General features: G+C 65.9%; 11 protein-coding genes. 10 read left to right on the forward strand and 1 reads right to left on the reverse strand.

What is annotated here, in order from left to right:
• The first annotated feature begins 7 nt into the window (after positions 1–7).
• The 5 genes from VKS22_10765 to VKS22_10785 are packed head-to-tail and all read left to right on the forward strand — an operon-like array spanning position 8 to position 7,742.
• Entirely contained in the window at positions 8–2,827 is a 2,820-nt protein-coding gene (locus VKS22_10765) for an O-antigen ligase family protein (GenBank protein ID HLW71089.1), read from the forward strand.
• Entirely contained in the window at positions 2,824–4,074 is a 1,251-nt protein-coding gene (locus tag VKS22_10770) for a glycosyltransferase (protein ID HLW71090.1), read from the forward strand. The genes VKS22_10765 and VKS22_10770 overlap by 4 nt, the downstream gene beginning before the upstream one ends.
• Complete coding sequence (locus VKS22_10775) at positions 4,052–5,188, forward strand: glycosyltransferase (GenBank protein ID HLW71091.1); 1,137 nt, start codon at positions 4,052–4,054, stop codon at positions 5,186–5,188. Before VKS22_10770 ends, VKS22_10775 begins: the two co-directional genes overlap by 23 nt.
• Positions 5,188–6,549, forward strand: coding sequence for an O-antigen ligase family protein (locus VKS22_10780; GenBank protein HLW71092.1), 1,362 nt, complete (start codon positions 5,188–5,190; stop codon positions 6,547–6,549). Before VKS22_10775 ends, VKS22_10780 begins: the two co-directional genes overlap by 1 nt.
• Positions 6,549–7,742, forward strand: a complete 1,194-nt coding sequence (locus VKS22_10785) for a glycosyltransferase family 4 protein (protein ID HLW71093.1) — start codon at positions 6,549–6,551, stop codon at positions 7,740–7,742. The genes VKS22_10780 and VKS22_10785 overlap by 1 nt, the downstream gene beginning before the upstream one ends.
• Positions 7,743–7,748: 6 nt before the next feature.
• Here the strand turns inward: VKS22_10785 and VKS22_10790 are convergent, their stop codons facing one another.
• Positions 7,749–9,908 carry an HAD-IIIC family phosphatase gene (locus tag VKS22_10790; protein HLW71094.1) on the reverse strand — a complete coding sequence of 720 codons (2,160 nt, stop codon included), beginning with the start codon at positions 9,906–9,908 and terminating at the stop codon, positions 7,749–7,751.
• 201 nt (positions 9,909–10,109) lie between these two features.
• Between VKS22_10790 and VKS22_10795 the strand changes: the two genes are divergently transcribed.
• The 5 genes from VKS22_10795 to VKS22_10815 are packed head-to-tail and all read left to right on the forward strand — an operon-like array spanning position 10,110 to position 15,699.
• Complete coding sequence (locus VKS22_10795; GenBank protein ID HLW71095.1) at positions 10,110–11,024, forward strand: ABC transporter permease; 915 nt, start codon at positions 10,110–10,112, stop codon at positions 11,022–11,024.
• 22 nt (positions 11,025–11,046) lie between these two features.
• Entirely contained in the window at positions 11,047–12,318 is a 1,272-nt protein-coding gene (locus VKS22_10800) for an ABC transporter ATP-binding protein (GenBank protein ID HLW71096.1), read from the forward strand.
• Positions 12,315–13,460 carry a glycosyltransferase family 4 protein gene (locus VKS22_10805; GenBank protein HLW71097.1) on the forward strand — a complete coding sequence of 382 codons (1,146 nt, stop codon included), beginning with the start codon at positions 12,315–12,317 and terminating at the stop codon, positions 13,458–13,460. The genes VKS22_10800 and VKS22_10805 overlap by 4 nt, the downstream gene beginning before the upstream one ends.
• The gene (locus VKS22_10810; protein ID HLW71098.1) at positions 13,457–14,476 is read left to right on the forward strand and encodes a glycosyltransferase family 2 protein; all 1,020 of its coding nucleotides are present in this window, start codon (positions 13,457–13,459) and stop codon (positions 14,474–14,476) included. The genes VKS22_10805 and VKS22_10810 overlap by 4 nt, the downstream gene beginning before the upstream one ends.
• A complete protein-coding gene (locus tag VKS22_10815; GenBank protein HLW71099.1) occupies positions 14,467–15,699 on the forward strand; it encodes a glycosyltransferase in 1,233 nt (410 codons plus the stop codon). Before VKS22_10810 ends, VKS22_10815 begins: the two co-directional genes overlap by 10 nt.
• The last annotated feature ends 5 nt before the right edge of the window (positions 15,700–15,704 follow it).

Here is a 15,704-nt window from a genome sequence, read left to right on the forward strand (position 1 = left end):
GACCGCTGTGGGACGACGCCGGCTCGATCGCGCTGTGATTGCGGGTCTGGTCTTCCTGATCGGATTCCCACCGCTTGCCTTCGGCGCAGTCCATCGTGGTCCCCTCATTGTCGTCGAGGCGGTCAGCTTTGCGCTGCTCGTGCTCTGGATGGCCAACATTTATCTCGATGGCGTCTGGCGGGTAAGCGTTTCCGCAGCGGCAGTTGCGAGACCGGATGAAGTTCGGCGGATCGCGCTGCCGGCGCTGGCGTTGACGCTGCTCCTGGCCGGCGAACTCGCACCGCTCCCGCCGCCGCTGATGAGGCTGGCCGCGCCGGCGACCTATCAGCTCTATCGAGTCAGTCTTCCCGGGTGGCCGAGTGTTTCCTTGTTGCCGATCGTGGCGCCGGACCGGGAGTTGGCAGCGGCCGGGCAAAAGGCGCCGGACGTTGCGTCATCCCTGGCGCTGGCCGGGGCGCGCGCGGCCTTTCCTCCAGGCGTCATCGGAGAGCGCTGGCGTGCGCTCGCGATCTCACCGGCCGCGGCCGCGAGCGCCCTGCTCGAATGGCTCGCGCTGGCCTCGACGTTCTTTGTGGTCGTGCTCTATCCGTTCGGCTTCGTGGGCGAGCGCAACGCCGAAGTGCGCTTCTATCGCTCGATGATTGTCAGTCTCTTGCTCACGGCTACTGCAGTCGCGTTGATCGGACTGGGCGAGCGGGCCTGGTGGAACGGAAAACTGCTGTGGTTTTATGTACCCAGTGATTGGGGCGGGGCGAGCGTTACGAATCCGCGCGCCAGCGGCCCTTTCGTCGACCCGGATCATTTCGCCAACTATCTCGCGATGGTGCTGCCGCTCGCGGTGGTCGGCGCGATCTATCCGTTCAAGATTTTCCCACGGCCCGATCGCGGCAATCTGCAACTATTCGCCGCGCTCGGCACCCTTGTGATCGCGGGGGCGATCCTGTTGAGCCTTTCGCGCGCGGGCTGGGTCGCTGCAATCGCCGGAGTCGGTATTGGGCTGGCGCTCTGCGTGCGCCACGCCTGGAGCCTGACGCCGATCGCGATCCGCAAACTAGGCCCTCGCGCCGCCGGGGTCCTGACGCTGCTGGCGGTGATTAGCCTCGTGGTCCTGCTGCTGGCGGCCGGGCCGGCGACGCGAATGGCGGCCGCCAACCGCGTCGGCAGTGTAATCGCCGCGGGCGACGACGTGCGCTACCGGCCGGCCGTCTGGCGCGACACCCTCGGCATTCTCTGCGACTTTTCGTGGTTCGGCGTTGGCTTGGCCGGATGGCCCGAGCTTTTTCCGCATTACGAACGCGCGCCGTGGATGCCGTTTTTCTTTCGTGAAGCCGAAAACGACTATCTCCAATTTGCGGCCGAGACCGGGATCGTCGGAGTCCTCGTCACGCTGTGGCTGGGAATCGCGCTTGCCGGAGTGATCCGCCGCGGTGCGGCGCGGCTCGCCGAGTCGGAGTGGCCGCTCTTCGCCGCGCTGGCCGGAGGGATCGTCGCGACGCTTATTCACGAGGGCTTCGATTTCAGTCTCCATACTCCCGCCAATGCCGTGCTGTTCACGATCCTGCTGGCGCTGAGCGTTCGGATCGCGCTGGTCGACGGCGCGCCGCGCGAAGGCGCAATCGTCCGCGTCGCCGCGCGCTCGACCCGGCTTACATACGTCGGCGCAGCTGCGGGCGCGCTCGCCGCTTGCGGACTGATTTGCGCGGTCTACCTGCAGGCCGGCGGCAGTTACCCCTACGACATCACCGCGCGCCGTGGTCTGGCGTATGCCGCCCGCAATCTGACGGCTCATCCTGCGATGGCGTCGGCTCACCTGGCGCTCGTCGCCGCGCTCGGGCGTGAGGCGGCGGCGGAGCTCCGACTGGCCGAACTGCGGATCGCCGTCTGGCTCGACCCGAATGATCCGGCGGCGCGCGATCAATATGCGCAGGGCCTCCTGCAAGCGGGGAACCGCGCAGCCGGGCTCGCGCAAATTGCCACCGCAGTCAACCGCGCGCCCATGATGCTCGAGCATTATTATCTCGCCGCGTCATTGATTCCATGGTTACTGCCGGACGAGCAGGCAGCCGTCGCGCGCGGCTTCACGCGCGCGATTGACGACGGTTATCCGGGTGCCGTTGGCGAGCTGGCGGCTTTCTATCGCGATCTCGGCCGCACGCGCGATGTCGGCGCGCTCTATGAGCAGGCCGCGCTCAGGACCGCAGACGCGGACCAGCGGATGGAGGATCTGATCAAGGCTGGAACGAACTACGGAATTGCCGGCGACGCCGCCGCAGCGATCAGAAATTTGCGGGCGGCTGCAGAAATCGATCACGCCGATGCGCGGCCCTACGCCGAACTCGCCCGATCAGTCTATGGGCCCGAAGGGAAACTTACCGAGGCGAACGCGGCGGTTGAGGAAGGGATGCGCAACGGCGCCGATCGGTTTGACCTCGACGTCGCGTTGGCGGACGCGGCCGAGCAGTCGAGCGATCCGCGCGCCGCAGAGAGCGCGCTCGAAGCCGCCCTGCGTGAGCGCTCTTCGTTTGCGCTGACGATGCGGCTTGGCGGCCTCTATCTTGCCAACGGCGATTTCGCGCCGGCAGTTCTGAGCTTCGGGCGGGCGACCGCGCTCGAACCGGATTCTGCGGCCGCGTGGTTCGCCTTGGGCGAAGCGCACGAGCGCGATTACGACTATATCGCAGCGAGCGACGCCTACGCGCGCGCCCATCGGTTGGACCCGGCCAATCGCGCCTATGCGCGGACGGCTGCTGACCTCGCGGAGCGCATCAGCCGGGAGAACGCGCCGGTAACAGGTGCGCCCGACGGAACGGCGAGTATCAGGCGATGAAGATTCTTTTGCTCAATCCCGCCGGTGCGATGGGCGGCGCTGAACGGGTGTTGCTCGATGTCGCTGCCGGCGTCCGCGCGCTCAACCCGCGCCACGAGTTCGCCTTGATCGCTGCGGCCGACGGCGCTCTGGTCGAGGAAGCTCGCAGTCGCGGAATCCCCTCATCGGTCATGCCCTTTCCGCCGGTCCTGGCGCGACTGGGCGACGCCGGCGCAGGCGGTCCCGCGGGCGTCGCCGCGGGCCGCTGGCGCACGCTCGGACGCCTTGGGCTCTCGTCGCCCGCGGCAGTGCGCTACACGCGATCGCTGGCCCGCGCGATCGCCGGCTTAGCCCCCGATGTAGTTCATGCCAACGGCTTCAAGATGCATCTTCTCGCCGCGCGCGCGACGCCGGAAGCGACGCCGCTCTTGTGGCATCTTCACGATTATCCCTCCTCGCGTCCGCTCATGCCGATTCTCTTGAAGCTGCATGCGCGGCGCGTCGCCGCGATCGTGGCGAACTCGCGCAGCGTCGCCGCCGATGCGCGCGCGGTTCTCGGCGCCAGCGTACCGATTCATACCGTGCACAACGGCGTCGATCTCGAGCGTTTTGCGCCGCATGGCGCGGTGGCGGATCTCGACGCGCTCGCGAACCTGCCGACGGACGACAGGGCGGTCGTGCGCGTTGGCCTCGTCGCGGCGACGGCGCGTTGGAAGGGGCAGGATCAGTTTTTGCGCGCGCTGGCGCTGCTCCCGCCTCAGATGACGGTGCGTGGTTATGTGATCGGCGGGCCAATCTATCAGACCGCGGGCAGTCAATTTACCCTCACTGAGTTGCGCGCTTTGGCGGTGACGCTGGGGCTCGCCGGCAAAGTCGGATTTACAGGCTATCTGCGCGAGGTGGCGCCGGCCTTGCGCGCACTCGACATCGTGGTGCACGCCAGCGTGGCGCCGGAACCCTTCGGCCTGGTGATCGCGGAGGCGTTCGCCTGTGGCCGCGCGGTGATCACCAGCGCGACCGGCGGGGCCGCCGACCTGGTCACTGCCGAGAGCGACGCGCTGGTCTATCGCGCTGCTGACGTGCAGGCGCTGGCTGCGGCAATCGCGCGATTGGCGGCGAATCCCGCCTTGCGCGCCGCGCTCGGGGGCGCGGGCCGCGTTACCGCCGAACAGAGATTCGACCGCGCGCGGATGGCGGCGCAACTCAACACGATCTATCAAGGGTTGGTGTCTGCCGAGTCTGACGATGCGCTTGCTGCACGTTCATAGCGGCAATCTCTACGGCGGTGTCGAGACGCTGCTGACGACACTCGCACGCCACCGCAAGCTTGCCCCGCTCGAGCACGAGGCTGCGCTCTGCTTCGAGAGTCGTCTCGCGCAGGAGTTGTGCGCAGTCGGCGTCGCGATCTATATGCTGGGCGCGGCTCGCGTGCGCAATCCTCTGACGCTCCGGCGCGCCCGCGAGCGCCTGCGCGAACTGCTCGCGCGCCGCCGCTTCGACGCGGTCGCGTGCCACTCGGCTTGGGCGACGGCGCTGTTTGCCGGGGTCGTCAAAGCGGCGCGCCTCCCATTGATCTTCTGGGTGCATGGCGCAGCGACCGGCCGTCATTGGCTTGATCGCTGGGCGAGCGTAACCCAACCCGATTTGCTGCTGTGTAACAGCGCCTTTACCGCCTCGACGATGACGGCGCTCTACCCGCGCGCGCCGCGCGAAGTGCTGTATTTGCCGGTTGCGCCTGCGCCTCCGCTTGACGTACTTGCAAGGAGCGCGATTCGCGAACAGTTCGGCGCGCCGGATGACGCGATCGTCATCGCACAAGCAAGCCGCCTCGAGGAGACGAAGGGCCACCTCGTTCTCATCGAGGCGCTGGCGCTGCTCGCGAACCTTGCCGGCTGGCGATGCTGGATCATCGGCGGCCCGCAGCGGCCCGGCGAGCTAAAATATTTCGCGCGGCTCAAAGCCCGCACGACCGAACTTGGAATCGCACAGCGCGTGACGTTTTGCGGCGAGCAGCCGCAGGCCGCCCGCCTCCTGGCTGCGGCCGATATCTATTGTCAGCCGCACAGCGCGGCCGAAGGCTTCGGCCTCGCCTTTGCCGAGGCCATGAGCGCGGGCTTGCCGGTGATCTCGACCGGCCTCGGCGGCGTGGCGGAGCTGATCGACGAATCGTGCGCGATTACTGTGCCGCCGAACGATTTTGCCGCAGTCGCGACCGCCCTGCGCGCGCTGATCGATGATCCGTGGCGGCGCAACCGCTTGGGCGCGAGCGGAGCGCAGCGCGCGCGGCTTTTATGTGATCCGCGGGCGCAGATGGTTCGGCTCGCCGCGATCGTCGCGGCCTTGAGCGGGGCTAGCGCTGCATCCGCCCGCGTGTCTCTCTGATGCGCCTCGAAGCCGCGCTCGCGGTCGCCGTCTGCGCAGTCGCCTTCGGCGGCTGCTTTACCGCGATGCGCCGTGCGGTCTGGGCCGGCGTCGTCGCGATGCTCGCCGTCGGCTACCTCTATGGCATCGTGCGCGCCAATATCGACAGCCCCCTCGCGCAGTTCGTCTATGACGCGGCGTTGGCGGGCTTCTTCATCGCCGCGCTCGCGCGCCCGCTCGGCGTCGGTCAAAGGCTTCGCATGCGGCCGCTGATGCCCTGGATGCTGTGCCTGATGGGCTGGCCCACGCTGCTCCTGCTCGTACCCGCGCAGCATCCGCTGATCCAGTTGGTCGGCTGGCGCGGGAACGTGCTGTTCGTACCGTTCATCCTGATCGGCGGAATGATCGAGGATGCCGACGTGCGGATGATTGCCCGTGGCGTAGCGATGATGAATCTCGCCGTGTTGGCGTTGGCGCTCGCCGAGACCGTAATCGGGGTCCCCAGCTTTTATCCGCAGAATGCGCTCGACGCGATCATCTACAACAGCACGGATGTTTTCTTCAACGGCGCGCGCCACTTCCGCATTCCGGCAAGCTTTGCGAATTCGGCGGCGTACGCGACCAACATGGTCGCTAGCATGCCGCTGCTGCTCGGCGGGCTAAACGTCGAGGCGGCGCGGAGCTGGAACCGGCGACTGCTGCTCGCGGCGATCGCCGCCTCGGCAATCGGCGTTTTCCTGGCGGCGTCCCGCGCGGAAGCGGCGATGCTGATCCTGATGGTGCTGATAATTTCGTTTTCGCCTCGGCGTGATCAGTTTCCGCGACTGGCGTGGCTCGCGCTCGTCGTCTTGATCGCGATACTGGTGGCGCTGACGCCACGCCTGCAACGATTTCTGACGCTGGGCGAGCCGGGCATGGTGGCCGCGCGGCTCCAGCGCAGCGTCAACGAAAGTTTTATCGAGCTGGTCGAGGAATATCCGCTGGGCAATGGATTGGGCGGCGGTGGCACCAGCATCCCGCATTTTTTGCAGCCTCTGGTCAAAGATCCGATCGGGCTCGAGAACGAGTACGCGCGGATCGTCGCCGAGCAGGGCCTCCCAGGGCTGGCTCTCTGGCTCGGCTTTTTCGGCTGGGTGCTGATGCGTGCGGCGCCGCATCGCCGCGATCCATGGGCTGCGGGACGCCGGCTCGCATGGCTGTTTTGCGCGATCTCATTCGCCGCCGCAGTGGTTGGGACCGGATTGCTCAATGCGATTCCACAGACTGCAACGCTGCTGATGTTTGCAGGCTGGACCGCTGCGGCGGGAACTGCCGCGTCGCCTCGGCGCCGCGTTCCACAATCGGAGAACTACATGATCGATCCCCGGGCGCGGCGGGCATGATGCGGAATGAGACGCACACGGGGACTCCGCCGTGGGTGATCGTCGCCGGCGGCTTCCATCGCGAGGGCGCGATGGACCAGCTCAACGCCGCGCTGGCGCGTTATCTGATAGGGCAGGGCACGCCGGTCCATCTGGTGGGCCATCGCTTTGACGATGAATTCATCGAGCATCCGGCCGCGCGGCTCCACCGGGTGGCCAAGCCGGCGGGCTCGTTTTTTCTCGGCCAACGGCAACTCGATCGCGCAGGACGGGCGGTCGCCGCGCGGGTGACCGCTCGTTGTCCGGCGGCGCGGGTGCTGGTCAACGGCGTGAATTGCGCATGGCCTGATCTCAACTGGATTCATTTTGTCCATCAGGCGTTGCCGCCGCGCGTTGGAGGTGGCGGGCCGCGATGGCTGCGCCTCAAGAACCGGCTCGAAACCGAGTTGCAGGCGCGGCGCGAAAGAACGCTGCTCGGCGGAGCGCGGCGGCTCTTCGTCAACTCTGAACGCACGCGAGCGGATTTGATCGAAACGCTGGGCCTCTCTAACGAGCGGATGACCACGGTCTATCCCGCGAGCGACATGGCTGTTGGGCCGCCATCGGCTGCGGATCGCGCCAGCGCGCGGGCCTGGCTGGGCTTCGCCACCGAGCCCGTCGTCGCCTTCGTCGGCACGCTCCGCCACGACCATCACAAGGGTTTCGATACGCTGTGGCGCGCATGGCGGGAGCTCTGCGCACGCCCTGACTGGAGCGCGAGTCTTGTCGTCGCAGGCGGGGGCCGGATGCTCGAGAATTGGCGTCGCAGCGTTGCCGCGGCCGGTCTCGAAGGCCGCGTCCGGATGCTCGGGCACACGGAACGCATCGACGAAGTGCTCGCCGCCGCCGACCTGCTCGTCAGTCCCACACGCTATGAAGCTTACGGGCTGAACGTCCATGAAGCGATCGCGCTTGGGGTCCCCGCGATGGTCACCGCGCGGGCGGGCGTGGCCGAGCGCTATCCGGCAGCCCTGCGCGACATGCTGCTTCCCGCGCCGGAGGATAGCGCGGACCTAAGCGCGCGTTTACTGGCCTGGAGCCTTAATCCATCCCGCGCGCGGCAGCGGTTCGAGGCCTTCGGCGCTCAGCTAAGAGCCTGCACTACGACGGCTATGGCGCGTCAGATAGTAGAGTTTTCCGCCTCGGAGACGGTTGAGAAAAAGTGCGCGAACTAAGAAAGCTCAGGCGGAGAGCGAGATCAGCTCAGCGTCGATCGCGAGCCATTGCGGGTCGGCGGCGACTCTATCGCCAGCGCAGACCCATTTGACCCCATCCCACACAAAGCCGTTGGCGGGGTAAACGTCGCGGCAAGGATCGTTGCTGTCAGTCGGAGTGAAATAGCCATGCAAGCTGCTGGCGCGGATTTCCGCGGCGAGCCGCTTGAGGTGATTGAGCATCGCGACCTCAATGCCGAAACCGAAAACCCGGCAGCTCATCACCCACGCAATGATCTCGATCGCGGGGCCACCAGTTTCGATGAGTAGCGCGGAAATCAAGCCCATCTCACCGAATTTATCCGCCGCTTCGGCGGCCAGCAGGCGATGCTGCGGGTCGTCGAGCCACGCCAAAAGTTCCCGCACAGTGGTTCTGGCGCCACTAGTATTGAACTGATTGGTGCGATTGATGAGTTCCACCACCCGCGGCAGATCGCGCTTGCTGGCGTCGCGGATTTTGAGCCGGAGCCGCAAGGTGTGCAGTAGCTTCTCGGCTTCGAGGCGGTCCGGCAGCGCGTCGAGAGATTGCTGCCGTTCGCGCCGCTCGCGATAGAGCTGCGCGCGGTCGGCGCCGCCCTGCGGCGATATCAGCGCCGCCCACCATTCGATCATCGCCCAGTCGCCTTCGGCGGCCGGGTCCATCGTTACGACTTCCGGCAGGGCCTCCTGAACCAGCGCACGTTCGTCTGCGCGATCGTCAAGAAACACGAAATCGTTCAGCCGGAGGTTCAGTTCCTGCGCGATGCGTATAAGGTTCGCGGCTTTCGGACCCCAGTTGATCTGCGCCGCGACGAAATCCGTCTCGGCGAGTAAGGCCCCATCCCACTTGATCTTGCGCGGAACGTTTTTGGAGCAAATCGCGAGCATCACGCCCCTCTCACGCAGCTTCTTCAAAACCGCCTGGCGCCGATGATCATGTTCGACCGGACCCTCGCCAATAGTGCCCTTCCACAGCGTGTTATCGAGATCCGCGACCAGAATCTTCTTGGTCGTCAGCTGGACCCGGCTCAGGATCAGACTCTGATAGGTCTCGGCGAGGTCACGGCTGAACACCGTGGGATGCACCACGCCGGAATCGTGAAAGGTCTCACCTAAAGGTAGATCGCCATGCCGGGCGAGCGCCACCCGCTCGTCGAGAATTGCGATCGCCGTGGCCGCGTCGCGACCGCGCCGCTCCACCAGCCGGCCGATCAGGTCGCTGGCGCGGCGCGCCGTCACTTGACGGGCGCGGCGTGTGACGAGATTTTTAATCTGGGATTGCCATGAGCAATCATGCCGCCGGAAATTCGCCGAGGTGTGGATGACGATCGCGCAATCGAAAAGTTCCCTGAGCAGCATCAGGGTGGCGCGGGTGCGGCGATGAGCCTCGGCGGCGAGCCGATGCAAATTGCGCCGCCGCAGCGCCAATCCCCCGTAGTGCGTGGCCGCGAACCCGACATCGAATTCATAGGTATACGGGCTGTAACAGACGAGGTCGAATTGCTCATCGCGCAAGCCGCGAATCGCCGTGCGCAGTTCGCTGGGATTCTTGCTGGTCAGGAACGTCGGGCGCAAAAGGACGCCCGCGGCGGCGAGCGGCGCAGCTAAAAACGTCGCCAGATCAAGAAACAGGCAATCGCCGACAAACAGCACCCGGCATTGATTCGAGGGTGTGCGATCTGCGGCGGCCAGCGCAACGCTGAAGAATTCTTCGAGCCGCGCGCGGCCCGCTTGATCCAGCCGCGCCGCCGCTACACCCATAATCGCTTCGCGATCGGCCGCGATTAGCCCACGGCGCCGTTCGATCATCTGGGCGGGATCGTCCCCCGGCCAATGCGCCTGCTTGAAACGCTCACCGAGATAGAGATCGCGCCAGACCCGGTCACCCGAGCGGATGTAGTTAATTAGAAAATCGGCGACCCCCAGCGTGTGGCGCACGGCGAATTCCTCCGCGCCGAGCGCGGCGCACTCGGCCGCGAATTTCTCCCATTGGCACAGCGGCGCGGCGAGCGCCGCCGCGATCAGGCTGCGCTCAGTAACCAGAGGCGCGACGGAATTTGCCTGACGTGCCGTCCAGGCTCGATCGCGAAAATCCTGCAAACCGTATTTCCTGTACCTGCCGCTCTCAACACCGTCCCACTCCAGCATATGCGGTGCAAGGCGCCTCCCTTCTGTTACTCTCACGCGCGCACCCGTGGGGGAGCGGAATGAGCAGGCCAGACAAACGTGCGCGAAGAATCCCGGACTTCACCCCGCAGACCCCGCACAGCATGAACCAGCATAACTTGCGCAGAGGTTCCCTAAATCGCGGATGCTCATATACTGATAGTCTCACTACGGAGCGGACGGATGCGCGACCTTGAGCGAATAGCAGATCAGCCCGAGTTCACTGCCGCGCCCGAATTGCAGGAGTTACCGCGAACGGACGGGCCGACCCGCGGAACGCCCGCACCCACAATCACGATTACCAGCCTGCGCAGATGGCGCGGTTTCGGGCTGGCCGAGCTGTGGGACCATCGCGACCTCGGATTTTTCTTGGCCTGGCGCGACGTCAAGGTGCGCTATCAGCAGACGGTGCTGGGAATCGCCTGGGCGGTCCTGCAACCGTTCCTCACGATGGTGGTCTTTACGCTCCTGTTTGGCCGGCTGGCGCGCGTGCCCTCGGAGGGCGAGCCGTACGCGATTTTCTCCTATGCCGCGCTCCTGCCGTGGAATTTTTTCACGGGAGCTGTGGGCAACGCGGGTAACAGCCTGGTCGGCAGCGCCAATCTGATAACCAAGGTCTATTTTCCGCGACTGGTGATTCCGGTGGCGGCGGTCGGCGCGGCACTCGTGGATTTTGCGATCGCCGCGGTGATTTTGTTCCTGATGACGCCGTGGTACGGCGTTCCCTTTACGCCGAGCCTCCTGATGTTTCCGGTGCTGACACTGCTGACTGCGATAGTCGCCGCCGGCGTCGGCATGTGGCTCGCGGCGCTCAACGTGAAATACCGCGACGTCCGCTATGCATTGCCGTTTGCACTGCAGCTCTGGATGTTCGTCACGCCGGTTATCTATCCGTTGAGTCTGGTACCGGCGCGATGGCGGTGGCTGCTGGGACTGAATCCGCTCAGCGCCATAATCGAGGGGTACCGCGATGCGATTTTCGGGCGGCCTCTGGATTGGTCCGCGCTGGCGCTCGCAGCGCTGACAGCGGCTGTGATCCTGATATATGCGGCCTATGCATTCCGGCGCATGGAAAGCGAATTCGCGGATTTCATCTGAGGCGGCGGGAGTCTGCGTCGAAATGCATCCGATGATCCGCGCCGAGCATTTGGGCAAGCGCTATCAAATCGGCGTGCGCGAATCGAATCGCACGCTGCGCGAGAGCGTTATGCACGCGATGAATGCGCCGCTACGACGGTTACGCGCGGGCTTCGTGCGTGAACGCGCAGCCCCGCAGTACGTGCAGGCGCTCGACGGCGTGAGCTTCGAGGTTGATGCGGGCGAAGTGCTGGGGATCATCGGACGCAACGGCGCGGGGAAATCGACCCTGCTGAAAATCCTTGCGCGCATCACCGCCCCGACGCGCGGTCGCGCAGAGCTCTACGGCCGCGTCGGCAGCCTGCTCGAAGTCGGCACGGGATTTCATCCGGAACTGACCGGACGCGACAACGTCTTTCTGAGCGGCGCGATTCTCGGCATGCGCCGCGCCGAGATCGCACGCAAGTTCGACGCGATCGTCGCCTTCGCCGAGGTCGAGCGCTTCATCGACACCCCCGTCAAGCGCTACTCCAGCGGGATGCATGTGCGGCTCGCGTTCGCCGTCGCGGCCCATCTGGAGCCGGAGATTCTGCTGGTGGACGAAGTCCTCGCGGTGGGCGACGCCGCCTTCCAGAAGCGCTGTCTGGGCAAGATCAACGAAGTTGCGCGCGCCGGCCGCACGGTCCTGTTCGTCAGCCACAACCTGGCCTCGATCGAGTCGCTCTGTCGCTCATGCATGATTATCGGCGATGGGCGCGTCGAGGCGATTGGCGCGCCGGCCGCGATGATCGCGCGATATATGAGCGCCGAGCTCTTACGCGAACGCCGGATGCGCGACCTCGGCGCCCATCCGGGGCGCACGCGCGGCTCGGTCCCGCTGATGACCGAGGTGCGGCTGCGCTCGCAGCCCGATGGCCTCGAAGGCGCCGCGAAGATGGGCGGTGCGCTAACGGTGCAGGCGCACTTTGCCGTCCCGCATCCGATCCGGCCGATCCTCGGAGTCACGATCAAAACCGCGAACGGCGCGCCGATTCTGGGCGTCAGTAATCGTTGGACGCGCGCCGGCTGCGACGGGCCTGCGCTGACGCACGGCACGATTCGCTGCACCTTCGAGCACCTCCCTTTGATGCCGGGTACCTACATGCTCGATCTCTATTTCGGCGATTTCGCCGAGATGACGCGCGACCTCGACGTGATCATTGACGCGATCGCGCTCGAAGTCTTTCCGGCGGATATCTACGGTACCGGAATGATTCCACGTTCAGTGGATGGTCCGGTGTTTTGCGACGCGAACTGGACCGTCGATTCCGCATGATATGGCAGATTCTTACCGGTGAGTACCCGCCCGATCGCGGCGGCGTCAGCGACTACACCAGATGCGTCGCGCGCGGTTTGGCCGCCGCCGGCGACGAGGTCCATGTCTGGGCGCCACCCTCGACCGGGTTGCCGTCCGAAGACGCGGGGGTTGTGCTGCATCGTCTTCCCGATCGCTTTGGCCCGCTCACCCTCCCGCGGCTCGGCGCGATGATAGCGCGAGCCGGTGGCGGGCGTCTGCTGGTCCAGTATGAGCCGCAGGCCTTCGGTTGGCGCGGGATGAACGTGGCACTCTGCGCATGGCTGGCGGCGCGGCGCGGTCGTGGCGAACCGACGGTGATGTGCCACGAAGTCATGTTCCCGATCTCACGTGAGCAGCCGTGGTCGCAAAATTTGCGCGGCGTGGTTAATCGCATCATGGCTGCGATCGTCGTAAGGTCGGCGGCGCGCATTTTCGTCTCGACGCCATATTGGGCGGAAGTGCTGCGCCGGCAGGTCGGTGTGGTGCGCGACGCCGTATGGTTGCCGCTGCCAAGCACGATTCCGGCCCTTCACGATGAAGCCGCGGTGCTCGGATTGCGGCGTAGCCTGATACCGGCTGGTGGCTCACTGCTCGGCCACTTCAGCACCTATCCTGGGACGACTCGACGTCTGCTCGCGGAGGTGCTGCCGCGAATTCTGGATGCGAGGAAAAACCTCGAAGTCGTGCTGATGGGCGCGGGCAGCCGCGAGTTCCGCGCGACGCTGGGGAAGCTTCCGCGCGAATTGCCAGGACGGATTCATGCGACCGGATATCTGCCCGCGGCCGATGCGTCGGCGCATCTCTCGGGCTGCGATCTGATGTTGCAACCGTACGCTGATGGAGCTTGCGCTCGGCGGACTACACTGGTTGCGGCGCTTGCGCACGGGCGACCGATCGTCAGCAACCGCGGTTCGGCGACGGAGAGTTTGTGGCAGCAGACCGCCGCGCTCGCGCTGGTTGATGATGAAGCCGCGGCCCTCGCGGATCGCCTCCTCGAGCTTCTGGACGACCCTGCGGCGCAAGCGCGTTACGGCGCAAGCGCCGCCGCGCTCTATCGGACGCGCTTTGCGCTGGAGCATACGATCGGACCACTGCGAGCGGAGCTATGGGGCTCGCTATGAAGCCCGCGACGCCGCGCGTCAGCGTGCTGATCGCGACGCACAACAGGCCCGATTATCTGCGTGGCGCGATCGCGAGCGTTCTCTTGGGCGCTTACGCGGAGTTCGAGGTAATCGTCTCGGATGACGCCGGCCCGCCGCACAACCGCGCGGTAGTGGAGTCCTTCGCCGATCCGCGGGTGCATTACCGGCGCAACCCGGAGCGCCTCGGGATCGCCGGCAACCATCTGGCGGCAGCCCGCGACGCGCGCGGCGACTATGTTGCCGTGCTCAACGACGACGACGTCTGGGAGCCGGAACTCCTCGCGACCCTGGCGCCGCTTCTCGACGCGAATGTGAATCTGGCCGTCGCCTTCGCCGACCATCACATCATCGATGCTGACGGCGCGCTCGACGCGGCTGCGACGGCGTCTAGCAGCCGGCGCTGGAAGCGCGATCGCCTCGCGGATCGAGAATATGGCAACCGCGACTTTCAGCGGATTGCGCTGGTCGATCAGAGCATCGCGATCGTCGCGGCGCTCTTTCGGCGGAGCGCGATTGATTGGTCGGACTTTCCCCTTGAAACCGGCCCGGCCTACGACCTGTGGCTGACTTATCTCGCCTGCCGCGGCGGCGGCGCGGCCTGGTACGCATCGCGGCGGCTGGCGCGCTTCCGGGTTCATCGCGAGAGCGCGAGCGTGCTCGAGAGCGCAAGCGCCGCGTGCGCGGCGATCTTCATCTATTCGCGTTTGAGTGCGGATCCCGCGCTGGCGCATTGGCGACGGCTGTTCGCTGCGCGGCTGAAATATGCTCACCTCCGCTACGCGCTCGCCTTGTCCGAGCGGGGCGGAACCAAGTCGCCGCGCGAGCATTTATGGCTGGCGCTCTGCTCGAAGCATGGCCCGCGCGCAGCGCTGGCGATGGCCTTGAGCTTCGTGCCCGATCATGTGCGCGCAAATCTTTTGCGCCGGACGCGCGCGATCTTGCGCGGCGCGATACGTTCGTCGCGCAAAAGTGCCGCGGTTGCGCGATGGCGGTAAGTTTCGCACCCGGTCGCGCGGCGGCGCGCGCGGCGCAGCGCGTATTTTTTTTGGTCGAGGGCTTCACGGACATTCGCTTCGTCGCCGGGCTCAGCGAGATCTGCGAGCTCACCATGGTCGTGCCGGCTGTCGAGTACCGCGCAAGCGGCCTCGCCCAGCGCCTCGCGGAACTCAGTCTGAAGCTTGAGCTGATCGAGATCGGCGGCAGGCGGCTCGCTTTTCAAATCGGCTCGCTGGCGTGGCTGATGCGCCATGCCGCGCGTTTCGACGTAATTCTTGCGCAGGAGGCCTTGCGCGGCGCGCTGAATGCAAATCTGGCCGGTAGGCTGCGACGCGTGCCGGTCGTGACCTACATCGGGATAGCGCCGGTCGAGTACTTTCGTTGCCGACGGGAGCGGCAGCAAATCGGCCGCATCAGAGCGCTCGCCGGCGAAGCGGTCATCCGCACGTTGCTCGCGCTCAATGGACGCCTCGCCGCACGCACGCTCGCGATGGGTCCGTATGTGCGCGGAGTTGCCGAACGCTACAGTTCGCGAGTCGGGATCGGTCGCTATTATGGGGTGGATACGGCGCGGTTTCGGCCCGCCGACGCCGGCGAGCGGACGGCGCTGCGCGCGCGTCTCGGGCTTCCGCACGATCGTTTCATGGTGTTGTTCGCAAGCCGAATCAGCCACGAGAAGGATCCTGAGACGGTGATCCGGGCGGTCGCGAGCGTGCGGGCGCGCGGTTTAAACGCCGTGCTGATCAACCTCGGCGGCGGCTGGCAGGAATTTCTCGCGCTCGCTCGCCGCCTGTGCGGGCCTGAGGTCGATGAATGGGCTATCGGGCGACCGGCGGTGAATCCGCTGACCGAAGTGTTCGACTATTTCCGCTGTACCGACGTCGTTGCGCAGGCGTCGCTCGCGGAGGGCGCGGCCTTCGCGACGCTCGAGGCGCTGGCTTGCGCCACGCCCGTGGTCGCAACCGCCGTCGGTGGGATGGCGATCCAGCTCGACGGTCTGGCGCAGATTGTCCCGCGCGGCGACGCCAACGCGATGGCGGAGGCGATTTTGTGGGTCGCGGCAAATTGCGAAGCGGCGCGCGCGCAGGCCAAGCTGGGTCGCGACTACGTCAACGCCGAGTGGAATCGCGATAAGGCATTCGCCGATCTGCGTCAGGTAATCGAAGAGGTCGCGACCAGCGCGAGTCGCTGGCTTCACAGCCGTCAACGCTCGCACGCTTGAGTTGT

It is taken from the genome of Candidatus Binataceae bacterium (assembly GCA_035308025.1).
Lineage (GTDB): Bacteria > Desulfobacterota > Binatia > Binatales > Binataceae > JAJPHI01.